The sequence below is a fragment of the Exiguobacterium sp. BRG2 genome (assembly GCF_031844245.1).
Classification (GTDB): Bacteria; Bacillota; Bacilli; order Exiguobacteriales; family Exiguobacteriaceae; genus Exiguobacterium_A.
Map to the genome: position 1 here is coordinate 73,454 of NZ_JAUZUW010000010.1, position 20,598 is coordinate 94,051.

At 47.3% G+C, this 20,598-nt stretch carries 24 protein-coding genes, 1 other RNA gene and 1 pseudogene; 9 read left to right on the forward strand and 17 right to left on the reverse strand.

Annotated elements, in window-relative coordinates:
- Positions 1-89 precede the first annotated feature (89 nt).
- On the forward strand, positions 90-1,001 hold the full coding sequence (locus Q9R23_RS12865; RefSeq protein WP_311247221.1) for an EamA family transporter: 912 nt from the start codon (positions 90-92) through the stop codon (positions 999-1,001).
- A 3-nt stretch (positions 1,002-1,004) separates the two neighbouring features.
- The gene (locus Q9R23_RS12870) at positions 1,005-1,466 is read left to right on the forward strand and encodes a hypothetical protein (protein WP_311247222.1); all 462 of its coding nucleotides are present in this window, start codon (positions 1,005-1,007) and stop codon (positions 1,464-1,466) included.
- Positions 1,467-1,545: 79 nt separating this feature from the next.
- On the opposite strand, the gene Q9R23_RS12875 is transcribed toward Q9R23_RS12870, so the two are convergent.
- The 6 genes and pseudogenes from Q9R23_RS12875 to Q9R23_RS12900 form a co-directional block, all read right to left on the reverse strand.
- Complete coding sequence (locus tag Q9R23_RS12875; RefSeq protein ID WP_311247223.1) at positions 1,546-2,022, reverse strand: glutathione peroxidase; 477 nt, start codon at positions 2,020-2,022, stop codon at positions 1,546-1,548.
- Positions 2,023-2,096: 74 nt separating this feature from the next.
- Positions 2,097-2,321, reverse strand: a complete 225-nt coding sequence (locus Q9R23_RS12880; protein WP_311247224.1) for a hypothetical protein — start codon at positions 2,319-2,321, stop codon at positions 2,097-2,099.
- Between the two features lie 19 nt (positions 2,322-2,340).
- Positions 2,341-2,841 (reverse strand): annotated as a pseudogene (locus Q9R23_RS12885) (GNAT family N-acetyltransferase).
- 25 nt (positions 2,842-2,866) lie between these two features.
- The gene (locus tag Q9R23_RS12890; RefSeq protein WP_311247225.1) at positions 2,867-3,157 is read right to left on the reverse strand and encodes a hypothetical protein; all 291 of its coding nucleotides are present in this window, start codon (positions 3,155-3,157) and stop codon (positions 2,867-2,869) included.
- A 432-nt stretch (positions 3,158-3,589) separates the two neighbouring features.
- Entirely contained in the window at positions 3,590-4,438 is an 849-nt protein-coding gene (locus tag Q9R23_RS12895) for an SMI1/KNR4 family protein (protein ID WP_311247226.1), read from the reverse strand.
- A gap of 236 nt (positions 4,439-4,674) precedes the next feature.
- Positions 4,675-5,130 carry a hypothetical protein gene (locus tag Q9R23_RS12900; RefSeq protein ID WP_311247227.1) on the reverse strand — a complete coding sequence of 152 codons (456 nt, stop codon included), beginning with the start codon at positions 5,128-5,130 and terminating at the stop codon, positions 4,675-4,677.
- Between the two features lie 463 nt (positions 5,131-5,593).
- Between Q9R23_RS12900 and Q9R23_RS12905 the strand changes: the two genes are divergently transcribed.
- Together Q9R23_RS12905 and Q9R23_RS12910 are read left to right on the forward strand one after the other, a co-directional pair.
- Positions 5,594-6,844 (forward strand): hypothetical protein, encoded by a 1,251-nt coding sequence (locus tag Q9R23_RS12905; RefSeq protein WP_311247228.1) that lies wholly within the window; start codon positions 5,594-5,596, stop codon positions 6,842-6,844.
- A gap of 235 nt (positions 6,845-7,079) precedes the next feature.
- Positions 7,080-7,997: a tyrosine-type recombinase/integrase gene (locus Q9R23_RS12910; RefSeq protein WP_396136375.1), complete on the forward strand. Its 918-nt coding sequence runs from the start codon at positions 7,080-7,082 to the stop codon at positions 7,995-7,997.
- A 72-nt stretch (positions 7,998-8,069) separates the two neighbouring features.
- Here the strand turns inward: Q9R23_RS12910 and Q9R23_RS12915 are convergent, their stop codons facing one another.
- Both Q9R23_RS12915 and rnpB read right to left on the reverse strand, forming a co-directional pair.
- Complete coding sequence (locus Q9R23_RS12915; RefSeq protein WP_311247230.1) at positions 8,070-9,215, reverse strand: THUMP domain-containing class I SAM-dependent RNA methyltransferase; 1,146 nt, start codon at positions 9,213-9,215, stop codon at positions 8,070-8,072.
- Between the two features lie 111 nt (positions 9,216-9,326).
- Positions 9,327-9,700: RNase P RNA component class B (gene rnpB, locus Q9R23_RS12920), an RNA gene on the reverse strand.
- Positions 9,701-9,834: 134 nt separating this feature from the next.
- Here rnpB and Q9R23_RS12925 point away from each other — a divergent pair.
- Positions 9,835-10,278 (forward strand): hypothetical protein, encoded by a 444-nt coding sequence (locus Q9R23_RS12925; RefSeq protein ID WP_029341396.1) that lies wholly within the window; start codon positions 9,835-9,837, stop codon positions 10,276-10,278.
- A gap of 46 nt (positions 10,279-10,324) precedes the next feature.
- Here the strand turns inward: Q9R23_RS12925 and Q9R23_RS12930 are convergent, their stop codons facing one another.
- The 4 genes from Q9R23_RS12930 to Q9R23_RS12945 all read right to left on the reverse strand — a co-directional run bounded on the left by Q9R23_RS12930 (position 10,325) and on the right by Q9R23_RS12945 (position 13,948).
- The gene (locus Q9R23_RS12930) at positions 10,325-11,668 is read right to left on the reverse strand and encodes a S8 family peptidase (protein ID WP_290749603.1); all 1,344 of its coding nucleotides are present in this window, start codon (positions 11,666-11,668) and stop codon (positions 10,325-10,327) included.
- A gap of 49 nt (positions 11,669-11,717) precedes the next feature.
- Complete coding sequence (locus tag Q9R23_RS12935) at positions 11,718-12,131, reverse strand: hypothetical protein (protein ID WP_023467922.1); 414 nt, start codon at positions 12,129-12,131, stop codon at positions 11,718-11,720.
- A 59-nt stretch (positions 12,132-12,190) separates the two neighbouring features.
- Positions 12,191-12,883, reverse strand: a complete 693-nt coding sequence (locus Q9R23_RS12940; RefSeq protein WP_214855594.1) for a hypothetical protein — start codon at positions 12,881-12,883, stop codon at positions 12,191-12,193.
- A gap of 69 nt (positions 12,884-12,952) precedes the next feature.
- Positions 12,953-13,948: a potassium channel family protein gene (locus Q9R23_RS12945; RefSeq protein WP_290779332.1), complete on the reverse strand. Its 996-nt coding sequence runs from the start codon at positions 13,946-13,948 to the stop codon at positions 12,953-12,955.
- A gap of 68 nt (positions 13,949-14,016) precedes the next feature.
- On the opposite strand from Q9R23_RS12945, the gene Q9R23_RS12950 reads away from it, so the two are divergent.
- The 3 genes from Q9R23_RS12950 (at position 14,017) to Q9R23_RS12960 (ending at position 15,469) form a co-directional block, all read left to right on the forward strand.
- Complete coding sequence (locus tag Q9R23_RS12950; RefSeq protein ID WP_035408455.1) at positions 14,017-14,244, forward strand: DUF1659 domain-containing protein; 228 nt, start codon at positions 14,017-14,019, stop codon at positions 14,242-14,244.
- Between the two features lie 35 nt (positions 14,245-14,279).
- Positions 14,280-14,486 carry a DUF2922 family protein gene (locus Q9R23_RS12955; protein WP_035408457.1) on the forward strand — a complete coding sequence of 69 codons (207 nt, stop codon included), beginning with the start codon at positions 14,280-14,282 and terminating at the stop codon, positions 14,484-14,486.
- 89 nt (positions 14,487-14,575) lie between these two features.
- Positions 14,576-15,469, forward strand: a complete 894-nt coding sequence (locus Q9R23_RS12960; RefSeq protein WP_035408459.1) for a hypothetical protein — start codon at positions 14,576-14,578, stop codon at positions 15,467-15,469.
- Positions 15,470-15,563: 94 nt separating this feature from the next.
- Here Q9R23_RS12960 and Q9R23_RS12965 read toward each other — a convergent pair whose 3' ends face one another.
- The 5 genes from Q9R23_RS12965 to Q9R23_RS12985 all read right to left on the reverse strand — a co-directional run bounded on the left by Q9R23_RS12965 (position 15,564) and on the right by Q9R23_RS12985 (position 19,798).
- Complete coding sequence (locus Q9R23_RS12965) at positions 15,564-16,634, reverse strand: hypothetical protein (RefSeq protein WP_290784634.1); 1,071 nt, start codon at positions 16,632-16,634, stop codon at positions 15,564-15,566.
- Between the two features lie 12 nt (positions 16,635-16,646).
- Positions 16,647-17,465, reverse strand: coding sequence for a hypothetical protein (locus tag Q9R23_RS12970; protein WP_290784632.1), 819 nt, complete (start codon positions 17,463-17,465; stop codon positions 16,647-16,649).
- Positions 17,462-18,142, reverse strand: a complete 681-nt coding sequence (locus Q9R23_RS12975) for an ABC transporter ATP-binding protein (protein WP_214729804.1) — start codon at positions 18,140-18,142, stop codon at positions 17,462-17,464. The genes Q9R23_RS12970 and Q9R23_RS12975 overlap by 4 nt, the downstream gene beginning before the upstream one ends.
- Before the next feature lie 410 nt (positions 18,143-18,552).
- Positions 18,553-18,975, reverse strand: coding sequence for a hypothetical protein (locus tag Q9R23_RS12980; RefSeq protein WP_290755701.1), 423 nt, complete (start codon positions 18,973-18,975; stop codon positions 18,553-18,555).
- A 148-nt stretch (positions 18,976-19,123) separates the two neighbouring features.
- Positions 19,124-19,798 carry a CPBP family intramembrane glutamic endopeptidase gene (locus Q9R23_RS12985; protein ID WP_214729803.1) on the reverse strand — a complete coding sequence of 225 codons (675 nt, stop codon included), beginning with the start codon at positions 19,796-19,798 and terminating at the stop codon, positions 19,124-19,126.
- Between the two features lie 107 nt (positions 19,799-19,905).
- On the opposite strand from Q9R23_RS12985, the gene Q9R23_RS12990 reads away from it, so the two are divergent.
- The gene (locus Q9R23_RS12990; protein WP_058704753.1) at positions 19,906-20,589 is read left to right on the forward strand and encodes a lytic transglycosylase domain-containing protein; all 684 of its coding nucleotides are present in this window, start codon (positions 19,906-19,908) and stop codon (positions 20,587-20,589) included.
- Positions 20,590-20,598: the final 9 nt, after the last annotated feature.

Genomic DNA, 20,598 nt, shown 5'->3' on the forward strand with positions numbered 1-20,598 from the left:
TTCAATTATTTGGTGTATTCCATCATACTCGTTCTGTGGTATTCTCGTTCTAATATCATTTTAAAAAATTGCATTCGAAGAGGTGACCCATGTCTAAATCATCATCGATGTTGCTCATATTACTTGCTGCGATCTTTTGGGGCACGACGGGGACCTCACAAGCCTTTGCGCCAGAGGATGCACACCCGATTGCAATTGGTGCCATTCGTCTGGCTGTCGGTGGACTGTCCTTACTCTGTCTCGTTCTCTTCAAAGGAACGCTGACGTTACGCGACTGGCCGGTGCGGACGATTTTATTCGCTGCCGTCAGCATGGCGGCTTACCAGCCACTGTTCTTCTCCGCTGTTTTGATGACCGGTGTCGCCATCGGTACTGTCGTTGCGATCGGTAGCGCGCCGATTTTTTCCGGCTGTATCGAGTGGCTGTTCCTAAAGAAACGTCCAGCGCTGCTATGGTGGGCATCGACCGGACTATCGATCACCGGCTGTCTGTTGCTTCTGAACAATCAAGGAACGGTTGCGATTGATCCAATCGGGATCATCCTTGCACTCGGTGCCGGACTATCGTTTGCCGGGTACACGTTCGTCAGTCGAGACCTCGTCAAGACACACGCGCCGCTGTCAGTCGTTGCCGTCATTTTCACGACAAGCGCTTTGCTGTTGTCGCCCCTGCTGTTTTTATTCGACCTCTCCTGGTTGTTCATGTCACGTGGTGCTGGAATCAGCCTCCATCTTGGCGTCGTTGCGACCGGAATCGCTTACTGGTTATTCGCGAAAGGACTATCGAACGTACCATCGTCGACTGCCGTCACGCTCTCGCTCGGTGAGCCGCTGACTGCCGCCTTGCTTGGTGTATTCGTCCTTGGTGAAGAATTAAGTGGTACGGCTTGGTTCGGAATCTCGTTATTATTACTCGGAATCGCCTTATTGATTGGTTCGTCTCGCCTAGCAGCGCGCCAAACCGTTTTGACAGAAGAACGACAAACTCGGACTGGAGGCTAAATCATGCAAGAAATCACGCTTGAGAAACTACAATTTCGCGAAGATTATCACATCGGACTCAATCAGTTCTTGATGGATGTCGCGAATGGTAACCGATTGATCTTTCATTTCCGTGGGCATACGGAGGAGACGATGGTCATCGTCGGTGACTATAGCTGTAATTACTTCCGATTGACCTTCGAGGCGGATGCGATTCTGCTACGTTCACCGGACCTTTATGAACTAAAAGAAGATGTCGAGATCAATCCGATTCCACTCCTGACGCTAACCGATTCAAAGCTGCTGACATTCGCACGTGAAATGATGGGACTCGATCCTGCGAAAGACTGGGTCCATTACTGGCTCCGTGCGTTTGAACAGGATTTTCATATCTTGTCTCCCCGTCCACCGGTTCTGATCGACCTCGGACATAAGCGCAGCGATGCGATTGTCACCTATTCATTTGATTCTTTTAGCGTTGAATGACATAAAAAAAGCCCTACCTCGCCAAAGGTAGGGTATTTCTTCGTCCCGCCCAACGACTCGCGCCGGACGGTTACTTGGATTATAGATACAAAGATAAGTTTTTTTCAACCGACTGGACGGAATCGACCGGACTGAACCGCTGTACGACACGACCTTGGCGATCGATTAAAAACTTCGTATAGTTCCATTTAATCTTCGACGACAGCAGACCGGAGCGTTCGCGTTTTAGGAATGTATAAAGCGGATGTTCATTTGGTCCATTGACATCGATTTTCTGAAACATCGGAAACGTCACGCCATAGTTCAGCTGACAGAACTGCATCGTCTCTTCCTGACTCGCGAACTCCTGCTGATTGAATTGATCGCACGGAAAGCCAAGCACCGTCACTCCTTGCTCGTCATATTTATCGTACAATGCCTGCAGTTCGCCAAGTTGTTTCACGAGCCCACATTTGCTTGCCGTGTTGACGATTACGAGGACACGCCCCGCATAGTCACCTAATGAAACAGTTTCTCCCGCTGCGTTTTGTACGGTTGCATCGTATACCGTTTGCATGTTTCCCAGCTCCTTTGCCCCGAGTATAAAATAAAACGCGCACCCTGTCGTTTTCAGGCATGCGCGTAATACTTTTACCAGATCGTCTCTTCTTTGTCGCTCAGTTTGATGACGAACGGTAGGATCAAGACGAACAAGAGACTGACATATCCGAGCGATAAGTAATGTTGCGAGTCTTTTGAAATGTATTGCTTCACGCCACAGTTCGGACACGTCTTGCCTTTCCCATGTATTGCAACACTGACAGCGAGTAGTTCTTTTGTGTTGAACTTATACTGACAATTCGTACAGCGTGCCATGACATCATCTCCTTTTCTGTTATCTACTTATAGATTTTGGAAAAGGTTTCGTCGAGTAGATGGGTTGCAAACGCATCCTCAAAAATTCATAGCTTCCACCGTTCGTCGCCTGTTGGAATCGTTCAACTGGAAGGAAGCCACTTTTCGTATACAAGCGAATCGCCCGCTCGTTAAATGTTGCGACAGCTAATTCAATTTGTTTAGGTGCATACCGATCCATTAAGAACGCAAGACCGGCTTCTAAAAATGCCACTCCATTTCCTCGTCCCGTTAAGTCTGGTCGCATGCCAAGCCCGATGACAACGATGTCTGCGTTTGGTTCGAATACATAATAGCCAATCAACTCTTCACCATTCAACACAGCAAAATAATGTTCCGTTCGCTTTGCTGGATCGAGAAATTCAGCTAAGTCTTCCTCGTCATTTGGCATATCGTAAAACGCTAACGGACCATCATACTACCACTCGTAGACAATCTGTTCTGCCTGCCGTTGCGTTAGCGGTGAAAAGACATAGTTCATCGTGTTTCAGCTCCTCTTCGATTCGTCAACGCGATCGATTTTTTCGGTAATCGAGTACTAACGGCAACAGATTCAAGACGATTGAGATGAATGTTAACACCCATAGCGCCCGCTCCATGCCCGGTACGACGTCTTGTAATGCCGCCCAGTCCTCCCGTGCGACGAATTCTGCGACGAGTCGGTATTCGGCGCACAAAGTAAGTGCCGTAAAACTCAGTCCGAGCACCATCAGGAAACGATAGTCCTTACCGATCACATAAAAGATGATGTTCAGCGCGGTAAATCCAATCGCCAGTAAACCCAGTATGATCCACATTGAATCGTCTCCTCCTTATTCCACCTCTTTATTTACTATATTTGGAATCTGTTAATTGGTATATCCGCCTTCAGTTGGATTTCACAACTTTTTGATAGATTTAATGACAAATGGAGATCATTTGTAAACGAATCTTTTGAGCGATATACTCTTACTTTCACATAGCTGCTTAGGAGGAGATTACGAATGGAATCGCTGAAGGAGTCATATGTAAAGCTTGACGGGTACGTCGTCGTCAAAAAAGATGGTGGCCATGTACCACGCGAGGAATTTCTCGTCGAATTCACCCGCTGGCTAGAGACATAAGGTCGTGGCTGGACAGGACTTTCTACTTAAGTCGATCAGGACGGAAACGCCATCGACAATATTGAATAACTACATATCGCAAAAAGACCGGTCGAAGGAGCATTCCTTTGACCGGTCTTTCGATTGCTACTCCATGAAATTGATTCGTACTCCGATGATTTGTTTATTTCGATTTTTCTTTACTTTCAGATGATAAATACCGTCTCCATATCCAGACTCAGTCATGATACCCGCTTGAAACAAATGGACGTCCTGTTGACCGAAAAAGAGTTCCTCGGCTAGTTCCTCCTCACGAAACGCAACATCATCACCGATCAATACAAATCCTGAATCAATCGCGATCTCATGCGAGCGCGTCCATCTGCCCGTCGTCTGATTGACACCTTCGTATACTGTGAGTAAACGAACCGTTCCATCTGAATCATATGTGACGGAAGCCGTCCATGCGCCAGACTTCACTTGCTCCAAGACAATCGATGCTAGATCTTTTTCATTCGAATCCGTCACGAGCAGTCGATGACTACTAACACTAAAAGTACCCAGGGTAATCTTTTTATTAGCCCGGTCTCGTAACATTTCGGATTCTACCCATTCGTTGAGTGAAGAGGCACAGTATTTTTCAAGTCCCTTTTTAGGATGCCACGTGAAGACGAGCTCTTGTAAAAAACGACGTCGAATCCGGTAGCATAACCGTCTCCCATCTAAATGTTCACCAAAGCAGATCATATCCTCCGGTAAACCATCTGGACGATTTATGTGATGGTGGATGATATCTTCGACTTCAGAATGACTCGATTCAGTAGGTATCGAATAGAGTTGCCAGTCATGAAAGGCTGCACCATTTGATTCCTGCATGAGTGAAATGTAATCCGTCGGGAATTTTGAACCGAGGATTTTTTCTGCACGCTTTAGATCGACGAGTGATACACCCGGGCGTTTAGACGATGGATTGATCTGTTTGATGGCTGGTTTCATATAATACCTCCGATAGTTGAAGAATGAATTCACTCTTCATTCTCAGGTTCATATAGTTCGTCATTGATTTGATAAATAATTATTTCTTCAGGCTTACTGCGGATGACGTTTTCTAACGAGTTCATCGATACATCGTTTGAGCATATGAAAAAACCACAGCCGTCATGACCAGGCTTGATAAGTACCGATGGAGGATTTCGATTAAACGAAGCAACTGATAGATATTGTCGGAACCCCTAATGCCGTCTTTCCTCAAATATAAATTTTAAATTATCATTATTCGAAATCACGTAGAAAACATATTCTTCTCCTAACCAGTACGTCTCGCGAACGACGCGTCTAAGTGTTTCCTTGTTCTTTAACTCAACTGTAAAATAGAGAAGCGGATCTAAATGATGTTCGCGACTTGGATAAACCGTTTGAATGGTATAGTCAATATTCTGTTGCTGAAAGAACTGCTGATGTTGTTCCCTTAATATATATTCATCCGAAAAATACAGGTACAGCAGAATTTCATTTCGATGCTCTAAAAACTCAAACAAAATTTTCTTCGTTGGTGAAACACATTCGTCTCCATCTGATGGATTTATTAAATATGCCGTTTTAATTGATTCATCCATATCTAAAAAATGACCGAACAAACGCCCTAAATCACCCGTCACTGCATACTCTTCGATCCAGATTCTTGTCATGCTTATCTCGTTTAGTATGTAGAGGTACCTCATTAATATTTATCTTTTGACTACTGATCATATCATCCTACTCAAAAATATTATCTGTGCTAATCAAAGATATCTTCAAAACTTATACTTTTTAATTATGTCATTCCAAAGGTATTTTTTATATTGTCCTAATTTAATCTAGAGAGATTCTTAATAACTATATAATGACTGTGCAACACCAATCATACGAATATTAAATGTAACTTTTACCTGTGTCCTTTCACGACAGAAACTATAACACTTGGAAATTAATGCAGTAACTACATTTCAATATTCATATACGTTAAGTATACGATTATTCGATGCGAAGATAATTATCCTATTGCTTAAATCCATGTCGTATAATAAACCATTTTGAGTTAGAATTAATATGGAAATTAAAAACATAAATGACAATATAGGTATCAAAAGAACTGATAAAGGAGGGTCTACATTGGAAGAAAGAAGGCGTTCGAATCGGAAGCCATCTGGAATGGGCGGGAAAGGTACACTGTTCGCTATATTCGGTGTACTCATCATAGGCATGTTTGGCAGCATCTACAGCGCGCAGAATGAGAAACCGACGGAAGTGAAGAAAGAAGTAAAGGCAGAAGACAAGAAAGAGAAGAAGAAACCGGAAGTCACAGCCGATCTTGAACATGCGACACCAGAAACGATCAATGGTGAACTAAAGAAGTATAGTGAAGACATCAAAGGCGCTAAAGTAAGAAACAAAACGCTAATTGTGACTTACAAGGATTCAGGCTTCTGGAGCGAGAACACGCTTCTAGATTCGTATGCTCTCGACTCTATTCGATTGATAAAACAACTATATAAAAACAAAAACTTTGATCTATTCGCGTTCGAACGCCCTACCGTCATGACGGATGATAACGGAAATGAAAAAATGGAAACCGTGCTTAAATCCTATTACACACGCAATAAGCTCGATCAAATGAATCTCGATAACTTTTCGGATATGGTTTTGATAAACACGGAACGCTACTTTCAAAAAGCAAGCGGCTACTGGATTCATCTAGGGCTGTTTAACAGTCTAAAAAAAGACATGATTAAAAAACTGAATTCTCCAATCAACTTTAAGAACATGGATGACACTCGCTACGACATGAACATCGACGCGACGAATGACGTAGTGGAGCAACCGGATTCTGTAGAAGACAAGGAACCTGTTGTGGCGGAACCAGTTACAGAAGAATCAACAGTAGAAGATACTAAGGTGGAAGATGAAGTAACTGAATCGTCATACGATACCGGAACTTTGTTAGCAGCCATTTATAATATCTCTCCAGGATTCGATCAAATGATGTTCAAAATCGATGATTTGAACGCATCTATAGGAACAGACAAAGGGAAAGTGGTCGCGCCTGTATCCTCAAGCCTATTTGAATTAAAATCGATGATTGATATGACTGGAAAAGAAATCATGACGATGCAGCAAACTACTTCCCCGCCAGAACTCCAACAGACCACTCAACAACTAGTAGCAAATCAAGATGAATTGAATCTACTCTACTCGGAACTTCAACAGCAATTTTATAGCATCGATAAACAAGATTATCCGGACGCCGAGAAGTTAGCAAGTGATATTAGAGATACGCTTGCTAACATGAAGCGACTAACTCGACCGAACACTGAAGCATACTCCAAATATTTTATGAGTCATGCGGATGAAGAAGGCTCATAAAAAGGAGTACACTGAAGGCACTCAGGTGCCTTTTCTTACTGACATGAATAGAACGTATGTACGCAAGAGGAGGAAGTTACAACATGAAAATCTACAAACAACCGAACGGAAGAAAGAAGTCGAATTTTGGGTCGCAGATCAACTACGCCAGCGACGGGACGGGTCCATCCGGAAGGTGATTAACACCCGACGCGTTGAGGACATGCTTGACGTATAGCTCGAGGACCACGTTCGGCTGAGTAAGGCAGAGACGACATATCATTCGTACATGAACATCGTCAAGGGAATCCCCGCCTGGTTCAAGAAGATGCAGTCGAAGGAAGTGACGCCTGCTCACGCGCAACGCCTGCTCGTCGACTGGGACAAGAAAGGACTGAAGGCATCGACGATCAACTCCCGTCGCGCAATCATGGTTGGTCTGTTCACATGGGCAAAACGAATGGGCTTCACGAACCACGCTTCAAATCCCTTCTCGGAAGTGGCAAAGTTGAAGGAAGGCGTCAAGGACATGGCAACTCTTTCCGCGCAACAGCTATCCGAGTACCTGACGACTGCGCGTACGGTCATGACGACAGGGAACTATGCAGCTGTCATGTTGATTGCCTACACGGGCATGCGGGCACGGGAAGCGACGGCGCTCCGTTGGTCTGACGTCGACTTTGAACGTAAACGCATCATGGTCATGCGGACAGCTATCGAGACGGCGGGTGGGTATTCCTTCTCGCAGACGAAGGGAAAGAAAGTCCGTGTCATCACGATCCCAGATGTCGCCATCGAAGAATTAGTACCAATCCGACGAGAACAAAAGTATGATCAAGTTTGGCTCGGCTGGCGCAACGAAGAGGACCTCATCTGTACGGGTGTGACCGGTGCCTACCTATGGTACTCAGGACTTCGGAGACGGCATCACCTGACACTCGAATCCGCAGGACTCCCCTCGATCCCCCTGCACGGATTGCGTCACACCCATGCGACGTTATTGCTTGAAGTAGGCACGCACGCGAAGGTCATCCAGGAACGACTCGGTCATGCAGATGCCAAAACGACGATGGATACGTATGCCCATGTAATTCACACATTACAGGAAAATACCGCCAATCAATTCGCGGCATTATTGGACGACAAAAAAACCGCTCAACCGAGCGGCTCATGACATTTTGGCGAAAAAAAATTAAAAAGTGGGAACTGAGTGTGAACTGACGCCCACTCACCTCTCACAAATGGCTTAAGCCTGCGGACGTTTCCGACGCAAACCATAATACTGATAAAACTGAACTTCGATGTTCCCGTTATAGAGCTTCCGACGTTTCGTCGCTGGGCGACCATACGCTTTTTCGAACTCAACATACGACGTGATCATGTAGACACTGTAGTATGGGAATTCTTTATACGCTGTTCCAATCTTGCGGTACAGTTGATGGACTTCACGCGCGTCTTCGAGACGTTCTCCGTACGGCGGGTTTCCGATGATGACACCAAAGTCTTCCTTCGGTTTGAAGTCTGCCGCGTCACGTTGCATGACGTTGATCGCATCGCGGACGTCTGCGAGTTCTGCGTTCGTTTTCGCAAGCTTGACCATCTCTGGATCGACATCGCTTGCGTAAATTTTCAGTGGTTTGTCCCACTCCGCTTTTTCGTTCGCTTCGTTGATCGCATCGAACCACGCTTTCTTCGGAATGCATTTCCACTCTTGTGAGACGAACTCACGGTTGATGCCTGGTGCGATATTACGCCCGATCATCGCCGCTTCGATTGCCAGGGTGCCTGAACCGGTGAAGACGTCGTAAAGCGGCATATCCGGCTTCCAGTTCGTCAGCATCAGCATCGCTGCTGCCATCGTCTCTTTCAGTGGAGCTGCTGAGTGGAACTCACGGTAGCCACGTTTGTGCAATGCGTCGCCTGATGTATCGATCGTTAATGTTGCGATGTCTTTTAACAAAGCGACTTCGATCGGATAGCTCGCACCTGTCTTCGGTAACCATTCCGTTCCTTTGTTGTACGCTTCTTGCATATGCGAGACGATCGCTTTCTCAGTGATCTTTTGACAGTCACGGATCGAGAACAGCTTCGACTTGACCGAACGACCGTTGACGATGAAATTCGCATCCCACGGCATCAATTCGTGCCACGGCAGTGCCTTGACTTGATCGAACAATTTTTCGAATGTCGTCGCGCGGAACTCAGCGACGACGAGTTTGATCCGGTCCGCTGTCCGGAGCCACATGTTCAAACGGGGTATGTCCTCCATCTCACAATCGATGTAGACCTTTCCGTCCTCGACCGTACACTCGTATCCTAACGCACGGACTTCTTTTGCGACGAGCGCTTCGATTCCCATCGCCGCTGTCGCGATGACTAAGCGTTTTGCCATATCGCGTTCACTCCTTTATCGTTTCTTCCACTGAATCGTTTCATTGCAATAAAAAAAGAGCCCAGGGTGGACCTGGACTCTCGTTCAACTTAAAAATAACAGCCTATGTGGTCCTGTAAGCCATGTTCTGTTCCTTAGTGTTTCAAACGGTTTGACCCTCACACGCAGGCGACAATCATCTATCTCCGTATTTGCATACGCTCTCCATTGCGTTCAGTTCCGCTCCGGAAATTCCCCTACCAAATTTGGGTTTCTCGCTCGTGGGGTTTACCTCGTTCCACCTTCATGGTTTCCCATGAAGCTCCGTCACTGTGGCACCTTCAAGAAGTTTCGGCCATATCCGAAGACTTAGGCGTTCCTTCTGCCGTCAGCTTGACGCTGCCTACACTTATCTTTTTGTGTAGCACGATCACTACAGCCATCGCAGGCTGTGCGAGCATGGACTTTCCTCAAAGCATCGAAATGCCCCGCGATTGTCCGAACCAACATAGTCACTGCTTATGAGTGTAGCGTAGATGCCGCTTTCCTGCAAGAGGCAATTCTCGTTTTATAAACGAAAAAGTTGCGTCCCTGCCTCATTTCACGGTATAGTACAAGAGTTCAGAAGGGGGCATGCAGCATGAAAAAACGACGCTCTGGTACGAACCGGCGAACGGTTCGCAAGTTGACATTCCTGATCGAGATCGACGAGATCAAGGCACTTCATCTGCGAAACGGCATCTTCGCCTTCTATCGTCAAGGAGAGCTCATCCACGCGTTCGAGCCGTTCAACGTCAAGGCGCCCGATGCACTCTCAAAACGTAGCTATCATTTCGATCAACACGATATCTTGCTTATGAACGAACGTTTCCCTGAGCAAATCCCGTTGTATGATGAAGCAATGACGTTACGCTCTTGGGCCGACCAGGTCGCTTATGGTTTATACCAATTGATCGATTCCAGTCGCCTGTCTTTCGTCCATGAGGATGACACAGGATACAAGATGGAAGCGATGATCACATGGACTGGAGAGGCATTGACGCCTCCGACGCCCGTCTATAAAAAAGGAAAAGACCCGAAGTAACCTTCAGGTCTCGTACGGCGCTTACCACTCAGTGGGAGGCGCTTTTTTATTTGACTGTCAGTAAGCGTTCGACGGTCCGCGTATGCCGTCCACCTGTCGTTGTAAAGACAAGCTTATATGACCCCTTGTCTTTCAACTTATACGTAAACTTATGCGTACCGTTCGTTAAATTCGATTGCGTGAATGTCTTAACGACCTTCCCGTCCTTATAGAGACGTGTCGTCGTCTTCGCACTCGCATACTCATCAAAATAGAATGTAAACGCCTGATTCGGCTTAACCGTTGCCGGTAACGAGATCTTCGAGATCGGTGCCGGCAGTGTCGCTAAGATTCCGGCATTCAAGCGACCTGCTCCGTAATGCAACTTCGTATCACCTGATTTTTTCGTCGCTGCAGCATATAACTTACTGCGCATCGTCGTGTTCGAGACGAATGGGTTCTTCGATTTCGCGAGCGCCAACACACCACTGACGACCGGTGTCGCCATCGATGTGCCGTCCAAGTAGCCGTACTTGTTGCCGACGATTGTCGAGTAGATCCCTTCCCCCGGTGCCATGATGTTGACTCCTTTCCCGTAGTTCGAGAACGTCGAGGCACGCCCCAGCGTTCCGACGGACCCGACACCGACGACTTGACTCATCGATCCTGGGAAGAGTACTTTATTGCGCCCGTCGTTTCCGGCTGCTCCGACGACAAGTATGTTCTTCGCTTCCGCCTTTTTGACCGCTGCTTCCATGTACGGATCAAACTCATATTGTCCGAGTGAGAGATTGATGACATCTGCTCCCTGCTCGATTGCATACAAAATACCGTCGCCGATGTCGATCGATGCGGCAAAGTCTCCATCGAAGACATCGGCCCCGATCAGTTTGACACCAGATGCGACACCGACGATCCCTTGACCGTCTTCACGCGCCGCGACGATACCGGCGACGTGTGTCCCGTGATCGTCAGGTTTCCGGATTCCAGAAATCGTCGTCGTCTTATAGATGACGTCCTTGAACTCGCGATGTTTCGTATCGATTGCATCATCGATGATTGCAACTCGGATATCCGATTTTCCGCGGCTGTACTTCCAGTAAGCCGGAATGCGTGACTGATCAAGATACGTTTGTTGAAATTGAGCGGAATCCGTTGCTCTCTTGACGTCCGTGATTGGAATCAAATCGGCATCAATATCCTTTTCTTCGAGATGCGCAAGCGGCTCAACGAGCGAGAATCCTTTTTGTTTCAAGGCACGAATCTCGGTCAGCCCCTGATTCGCCAACCACTCTTGTTTTTGTTGTTCTGTAAACGTCGGATCATATTGTACGTATTGAGACTGCGCGAAAGCAGACGTTGGCATGGCGACGATTGTCGCTAGCGTGAGTAGTGCAAGTTGCTTTTTCATGGGAACCCTGCCCTTCTCTGATTACGCGCCGACCGAAGAATCGTCTGGACTAAAGCGGAACCGTGCCGTCCGGTTCTTCGCTGACTTCAAAAGGAATGATCTTTCCGATCGTCACGTAAGCATAATAGCGTGCAAGGACCGCACGCCAACGCGTTGCATCAATCCCCGTCAGGTCTTCACCTAACGGGGAACCGTCGAATGTCTCGAACTGTTGGCAAAAGAAGGCTTCTTCCTCCTCATGCCACGTCACTTCTTCGCCGATGAACCCGGTCGAAAAGCGGACAAAATCCGCAATCGAGGGTCCAATCACTTCTGCCGGCAAGCGTTCGCTCATCCGTCCGACCAGTTCATACCGGTCGCGTTGTGCTTGTTCCGCTTCTTCAATCGAATGACACAGCAGCACTTCACGATTTATTTCTACTAACACGACATAGTCACCACTCGGTAAATTGACGTGAATCATCCCTACACCCCTCGGACTGAATTCGTGCGGCTTCTAGGTGTCATTTTTTCTTCGATAATTTATAATGTCCATTTTCGATCAAATGTTAATTCAATCGGCTCGTTATCTTTCGACTTTAACATAACGACCCGCGTCGTTTCAATTTGATCGACGAGATCCGCTTGACGAAGAGACTGAATTTCCTTTGAAGAACCGGCTTCAATCCGGTCTCTGTAAGGGGCAAGCAAGTCTTGTTGATTGCTTGCGAGTGCGTACCAGGCAAGACGGGCAAACGGTTCGTCCTTCGCCGTTTCAAGCGCATAACTCTCGAAGATATCTGGAAGATAACTGCTAAATTGATCAAGCGCGTCGATTCGTTCAGCGACATCTAAAATCGTCAACCAGCTCGGGAGTGAAAGCAACGATTCGCTCGACCACCAGTCGAGTAAATCGACATGCTCTTTAAGTAATTGATGAGCTTCCGGTCGATCGATCATATGTTGTAGCGTCTGGATGAGTTCGTTCCAGGCAAGTGACCAGTACTCCTCTGATGGATTAGCTGAAAGGAAAAATTGACGATAGACCGTCAACAATTCCGAAACGTCCGTTAATGGTTCGACTTCTAGCCGTTGATTGAATCGGCTAACTGCTTTTGTAAAATAATTTGGTTCAAGCGTCAGTGCCATATAAAGTAATTTTGGTGCATTTTTAATTTCGCCTTGATCGACCGTCTCAAATAATTCTTGAATCCATTCTGGTTGTGGTTGTGTCATAATCTTTTTCCTCCGTCTAGTAAATTTATTTACTATACCCGAAAAAAGATTGGTTAAATCCTTTCTTCTCTAAATCGCTCCGATTCGTTGGGCGGTTTCCTCCGAACACAAGACGATCAACGTCCCGTTTTTCGGAATCGCTTCATCGAGTCGACGGTTCAAATCGAGTCGTTTTCCATCAGATAAGATCGTCACGCCTTCTTCAAGCAAAGCATGATAAGCGTCACGGTACGTCCCCCACTCCGGTCTACTCGGAATCGAGAACATGCCTTCACCGTCCTTCGTCAACAAATCCGTCACGACCTTCGTCACACCAGGATGATGGGACGCGAGGATCGCCATCCGGGCAATCGTCTCATCACCAAGTAACACCTCATCAACCTTAACCTGTTCGAAGCTGTCGAGGTGTTCTTCAAGCATCATTTCGACGATTGTATAAATGTTCGGATTCGCCCGTTCGATGCTTGAAGCAATCAACAATGTCCGTCCGTCAGCATGGACCGGTGGAATCGAATGATCGGCGAGGACGATCGCGCGAACTGCCTTTTCGATGTGTGCCCGTTCGAGCGTCGATGTCAGTGCCGGATCACCACAGACGTAATGAAATCGTGGGTGACTGAATGGCTCGCGCTCTAGGTCGTCGACGAGGACGACATCCGTATGTTCGAGCAATGACTCGATGACGTGCTTCGAACGCCGACTGTATCCGAAGACGACCGTATGTCCTGTTTCCTTCACTTGTAATAACCCTCTTTCCTTTTGATTACGAATCAACTGGACACCGTCGACCAGTTTTGAGATCAATCCACCGACGATCCCGATCCCGAAGATGAAGACGAAAATCGTCAGAATCCGACCGGTATCCGAGTTCGGGAAGAAGTCGCCGTACCCGACCGTGACGACGGTCGTCATCGTCCAGTAGACGGCCCGGAAGTAGGAACCGAACGTCTCTGGCTCAAGCGCATACATGATGCCCGCGACACCAAAGACGAAGATCAAAGATGCATATCCGAGCGTCCGCATGCGTAAAAACGATACTTTTCGTAAAAAACGTAACCAGACCATCTTTTTTTCATTCCTTTCGAACAATCCGGTCTCTTCCCCTGTCAATAAGGGCGAAGGAGGTGATACACATGACACAAGCAGAAGAAATCAAGACGAGTCTCGTCATCGTCTTCGAGCGGAAGGACAAGGTGACAGCAAACGGTGATGCCGTCGTTGCTCGCCGCCGCTATAACGGCTTACGTTCGAATCTTCCAGCAGACGTCGTCGCTTCGATCGGTCAAGCGGTCGGCAGCTTACTCGACGGACGCTACGCGCTGACGGAAATCAGCCGTGACTACGCTCTACTCAAGGCATAACTCGTCCCTACATTTCATGAAAGGAGTGACCATTGATGGAACATACGATCGTCCTGACATTTGATACGGTGACAAAAAAACCGTATCGCTTGCGGATCGCTGGTGCGAAGGAAAATGCGACCGTGGCTGAGATCAAAGCAATCGGTGACTTGTTCGTCGCCCATGACCCGTTCATGAACGGTGTCACACGACTCGCGTCCGCTGAATTGCAAAATAGTTCGGAATCGCCATTCGTGTTGTAAGCTTTTTCAGTCCATCGTCACGGGATTACGTGACGATGGCTTTTTTTTGGTATACTAGAAACATCAACCAGCTGAAAGGAAGTCAATTTATGGCCAAACGCCCACTCACTCCTCGCGAATGCGAACTCGTCGTCTGTAGTCTCTACGTAATGGAACTCATCCCGTTCGAAGGCATCATGGAACGTCTCGAATCCATTACGCTCCGAGACATCATCGGCCCCGTCGCACGTGGTGAATCGACGCGGGAGCAAGCTGCTGACGCGCTTGACCAGTACATCAAGGTCCGACGTCGCCGGTTCCGCAACGTCCCACCGGAACATCTGTGGTCGCTTGACGACCGGATTGAACAAGAAGCTTTGCGGATGATCCGCAAGCGTTCGCCGCTCTCGGCAGGAGAAAAGCTCCAGCCGAAAGCCATTCCTCATGAAATGGGTGATACGGTCGAGTTGAAAGTGACCGAAATTCAGGATCGCAACAACAAAGTGACCTTGATCGGGAAAGTCGGAAACGTCACGGCGAAGCTCCCGGTCGCGAACCGTCAAGCCTATAAAGGCAATAAGACGATCTCTGCCTGGATCACGGGTGTCGAGAAAAAACCTGCCTTACTTCATCTGTCGACATCCGACTACGGTAAGCATCAGCCGTCAGACGACGTCAAAGCAGCGTACGCAACTGCCGTTGCCGCGTTACGTCGTTATTTCGAGACGAACGAACTCCCGACGACCGAAGAAGTCGATCTCGCGAAATCACTGTTCCAACGGATGATCCGTCGCGATCAGAATGATTGGTTCACAGTGTACGTCGCGATGGGTCGTCCGCAACTTGATCACGTCCGGCGCTGGGTCAAGGTCATTCAGATGCTCGCCCGCTCACTGCGCGGAGACGAGGAAGCGACACAACAACTCGCTTCGCAGGAAGATCGTTTCTTCAAGGACGCCTTATTGCGTGCCTGTAAAGCAGCAGAGAAAAACTTCACGTCTTGATGCTTTCGCCCTAGAACGTATCGATTCCTAGTCAAAACGAAAAAAACGCTTCGTCCCGGATAAGTTTTTCCGGGACGAAGCGTTTTTTCGTGGATCATTGAACCGCAAAATCATAGATACGCGTTCCTTTTTTACGATTCGCATCTTTGATTTCTCCTTGATACATCAGTTGCTCATTCTTCAGATCGATCACGGACACTTGGAATCCATCGTTTGTCTCGGAAGAGAGATAAAGTTGCATCTCGTCCTTCGAATCCAACCAATCAATCTTTTTCAAAACGAGCGGACTGCTTACGCTATGCTCGGATAATCGTTTCGTTTCCAAGTCGAACATCGACCATTCGATTCGTTTCGTCTCCCCTTCCGGCAGGCGGAAGCCGATGAGATAACGACCGTTCGCATAGGGCGTATAACCGATTTGTTGTTGATTCAACTCCTTGATGGAACGAACGCTTTTGCCGTCATCGAGGAAATAAGATAGTTTGGTGTTCTCCTCATCGCTGTCAGACGGTTGTTCCGTGTAGACGACCTCATTTTGATGAATCGCTAAAAATTGACGAGCGTGTTTAGGCGCTACTGGCTTTTGAAGAACAATCTCTTCGACCCGGTCGCCTGTTAAATCAAGTACGAGCAGTTTCGTTTCCCTTGGCTGATCGACTCGATCGAGTTGAATGTAGACCTTCATCGCCTGTTTATCGACGACAGTGGCTTGTATGTCCATCCCCGTCTCAAGTTTTGTATCATACTGAAATGTTTTCTCGAACATCTCCTCCGTCTTAAACGTAAACATCTTAAATTGCAGTTTATTGTGTTTGATCTGAATCGCATACTCTGATTGTCCATCTCCACTTACATTCGTTTCCATATGCGTCGTGAATTCGTAATATTTATCTGGCAAATCCGTCATGCTATCTTCACGGAATAGTTGTCCGACGTAAGAATTTGACTGTTTTTCGATGTCTCCCTTAGCGTTGACATCATAAATCGTCGAACGCATGCCTTTCGTCTGAAGACGTAAATTAAAATTTTCGATTTGCGAAGGTTTTCCACTGACGGTCTCGAGCGAAAAGTCTGCTCCTTTGATCGACAGCGTGTAGCCGATGTAGCTTCCGATTGTTATGAGAATGATCACTCCATAGATCAGAAGTTGACGATATCGTTTCATGAGATTTCTCCTTTAGACGGATAGACGCGTCTGGACTAACCGCAGATTTTTGTACGACACATATAACGTTAAGAGCACGATGTACCCGAGATAAAATTGCATGTGCAGTTGACTCAAATCGTTCGAAATAGCTGACAATGCTAAGCCCAAGATGATATAACCGCCAATCAACGCAATCCCATGTAATCCGACGAGCAAGAACGCTTTTCCCTTTCGGAACGATCGTTCAAGTAATACTGTCATGAAGACGAACGAGATGACGATGAATGTCATCAGTAAGATGAATAAAATATCACTCGGATACATCGTATAGAACAACTTCATATAGATGGAGTATTCATTGATGCTGGCTGTGACCTGTTGAGCATCTGGTAACAACCATAAGTAGAGATTACGACTAAGCAACAACAGCCCCCACTGAATTCCGATCAAACTAGTCACGACAAGTAAGAGTGCCGTCATTTTCGACCCAAAAATCGCCCGGCGTGATCCCGGTAACAATAGCAATCTGTAGATGTACTTCGTCTCACCTATCCAGTCGCGGTACCAAATCCAAAACGCAAACAGGATGATCATCCCCATTGCTAATACAATGATGGAATCGTAAAAATCCGTTGCCTGTGCGAATGTCAACGCACCACCTGCTCGCGCAATTGCGTCCATTTCTGATATCTGTTCAATCCGCATCGTTTTCTCGATCGTGCTTTGATAATCGTAAATTTGATAGAGCAGAGACGCGATTTCCGCGACGATCAAGCCTGAAATCAACAACACCAGTAATTTCGTACTTCGTTTCAGTTCTTCATTCGTTAATAACAACCAACGTTTCATCCTTGATATACCTCCCGCATCCGGTCCTGGACCGATTGATGATGACTGCCGCGCAGCTCATCCGTCTCTTTGACTTCAACGATCTTTCCGTCCCGTAAGAACAACACTCGGTCGATCACCTGCTCGACTTCAGCGATTTCGTGAGTCGTCATCAGGATGCTTCGTCCTTCCATGAACTCACTTGAGAAAATCCAGGCAATCTGTTCCTTCATGAACAAATCGATTCCCGCGAGCGGTTCGTCGAGTAATATGTATGGACGATCGAGGGCGAATCCTAAGACGAGATTGAACTTCGCTTTGTTCCCTTTTGATAAGTTCGCCATTTTATCCGTCGTAAACAGCTGGAACGTCTGCAGTAACCGTTCCGCTGTCTCTTGATTCCAGTCCGGATAATGATCTGCCATATATGCGAGCGCTTGTCCGATCGTCATGTAGCTCGGCATCGTCTGGAGATCAGGCACGAACGCGATCTGGTCGCGCGACGCTTTACCGTCGACTGTCACTGTCCCGGCATCCACCGGAATCAGACCGAGAATTGCTTTTAAAATCGTTGACTTTCCTTCCCCGTTTAAACCGATCAGACATGTCACTTCGTTTAGACCGACAGAGAACGTCACGTCACGTAAGACGTGCTTTTTTCGTCCGTATCGCTTTTGTAGCCCCTTCACTTCAAGCATTAGACTTCCTCCCTCAATTCCCACCATTGTATTAAGACAATAGTACATCTGTTAACTGTATGGTACATGCCATACAGTCTAGCGTCAACCTGTTTTTTCCTGCTATCATCCAGAAAATGAAAAGGAGCCGAACAATCATGTCCGACTCCGCGAGTATTCGACTTCGTTTTTGCTTTTTAATTTATGAAAGAAGAGAGACGTTTTGTTCACTCGAAATCGCTTTTTAAGGAAAAACAAGCAGGAGCGACCCTGCAACGAAGTGAAGCGGCGCGATGCTTGTCCCAGGAAAACGATTCGAGATGAACAAAAAAGTGCACGCTGTTTTCACGACGTCGAATTCTCTCGATTCGTTGATTAAAAAAAGAGAGGACGCCCTGATAGACGTCCCCTCTGAACACGTGACTGGTGTTTCAATAAATATCAATCGTCGACTCCAGTGCCCGGCATGTCCGACGCACGGTCGGTAAGAAGTCAGTCCGTTTTGCGACACCGCCTTCAATCTGGACATGCTGAATGCCTTTCTTCCGCTGCATCGCTGTTAAGACCGTGACCAGTTCGATGAACCAATTGGAGATCAGTTCGACAACCTGTTCGTCAAAAGCGGCAGCGCCATACACATCATACCCGTTCTCGCAGAGATGGTTCGGGAAGCGGGCTTTGAACCGATGAATCAAAGTGTCCGTCGTCGGAATCAAAAATTCGTCGTAGACGACACGTTGTTCGGCATCAAGCGTTTGTTCTGTCACACCATCCATCATCAAATGTGGCTGATTGCCGATATTCAATGTCCAACTCGTCTTCTTTCGCTCGCCAGTGGAAGTGATCGTTCGCATGGTTTCATCCATCTCCTTTTGATGTGTAAGCGTTTACCTTCTCATTTTACCTGTCATTTGACCTGTTCTGCAACCGTCAACTTGACCATTTTATAATGATGACTTCGCTTGACATTCAGTCTAACAAATTCAACGCTTTTTGACGATGTCAGGAATTAACATCGTCCTTGTAAATGTAGACAGCAACGAGATCGATCAAGACATGGATGATGATCAACGGCCAGAGTGTTTCGAGTGCTAGATACAAGTAACCGAATCCCGCCCCGATCAGTCCCGTGACGAGGATCGCAAACCATCCTTGATAACGATGTGCGACACCAAACAAGATTGCCCCGATCCAGACGAAACTGATGTTAGAAAACGGTAAAAATAATCCGAGAGCATGAAAGAGAAAACCGCGATAGATCAACTCTTCCGTCACCCCTGCCATCAGCGCGACCATCTGAAACCCGGTCCGCTCCTCTTTCGTTCGCGGCAGAATCAGTCGCTCCGCCTCACTTTGATAAAGCGGCAACAAACGTTTGCGAAACGCTGGAACAGTCGCCGTCAAAAGTAAGACGAAGCAGAGAAGGACGATCAGTCCGATCGTCGCGTACCAGACCGGACCACTTGGGACAAAAAACGTCAAGCCGATTTCTGGCAACCGTGTACCGCTGATCAGCGTTCCGCCGACGAGCAACAGACATAAGATACCACTCGACTGGACCATCGAGGGATAAAATTCCTTGCGTGGGACGATCGTCAAATCGACCGGTCGGACCGCTGCGATGATCGAAAGGACGACGAGCAATCCGAGTAAAAATCCATTTACGAAGAGATACATGACTTCGACTCCTTTTTTGATTCCACACTCCCGTCACAGAAAGTGCTATTAGACCCTACTAAAATATGATACCATTCAGTGGAATCCTAAACAGAGGAGAGAACAATATGCGAAAAGTTTTTCGAATCAGCATCTTGTTCGTACTGTTCGCCCTCATCGTCAGTAGCTTCATCTACTGGCAAAATCGGGAACGTGTTCAAAATGAAATGTATCGTACGTATTATGGACAGCATGGCGTACCTGCCGAGAACATCGACATCTACGAACAAGCCGCGGCACGTTACGGCATCGACTGGAAGCTGCTCGCCTCCATTCATCGCGTCGAGACGATCTTCTCCAACTCGTCAGCGATGCAATCGTCCGTCGGCGCTATCGGTCCATTCCAATTCATGCCGAAAACATGGGTCGGTTGGGGATACGAAGGTGGCACGTCGCTCGGTGACATCGAGCATGACGGCATCGACGTGACGGATCCGGAAGCCATCGAGAAATATGGTGGTCTCGGAGTGGACGCGGACGGCGACGGGAAAGCTGACCCGACGAGTCTCGTCGACAGCGCCCACACGGCAGCGAAATACCTGAAACAACACGATGTCACGAAGACATCCGACCGAGACACGCTCGCGACAGCACTGTTTGAATACAATCGCAGTGAACAATATGTTTCTGACGTGCTCGCCCAATACGATCGTTACCAGCAACACGTCGAGGCGATCGATGCGAACGACCTCGACCTCAAGAAGAAGACACTCGCATTCTTCCTTCGCATCAGCTCACGTTTGACCAATTAAAAGGAGGCA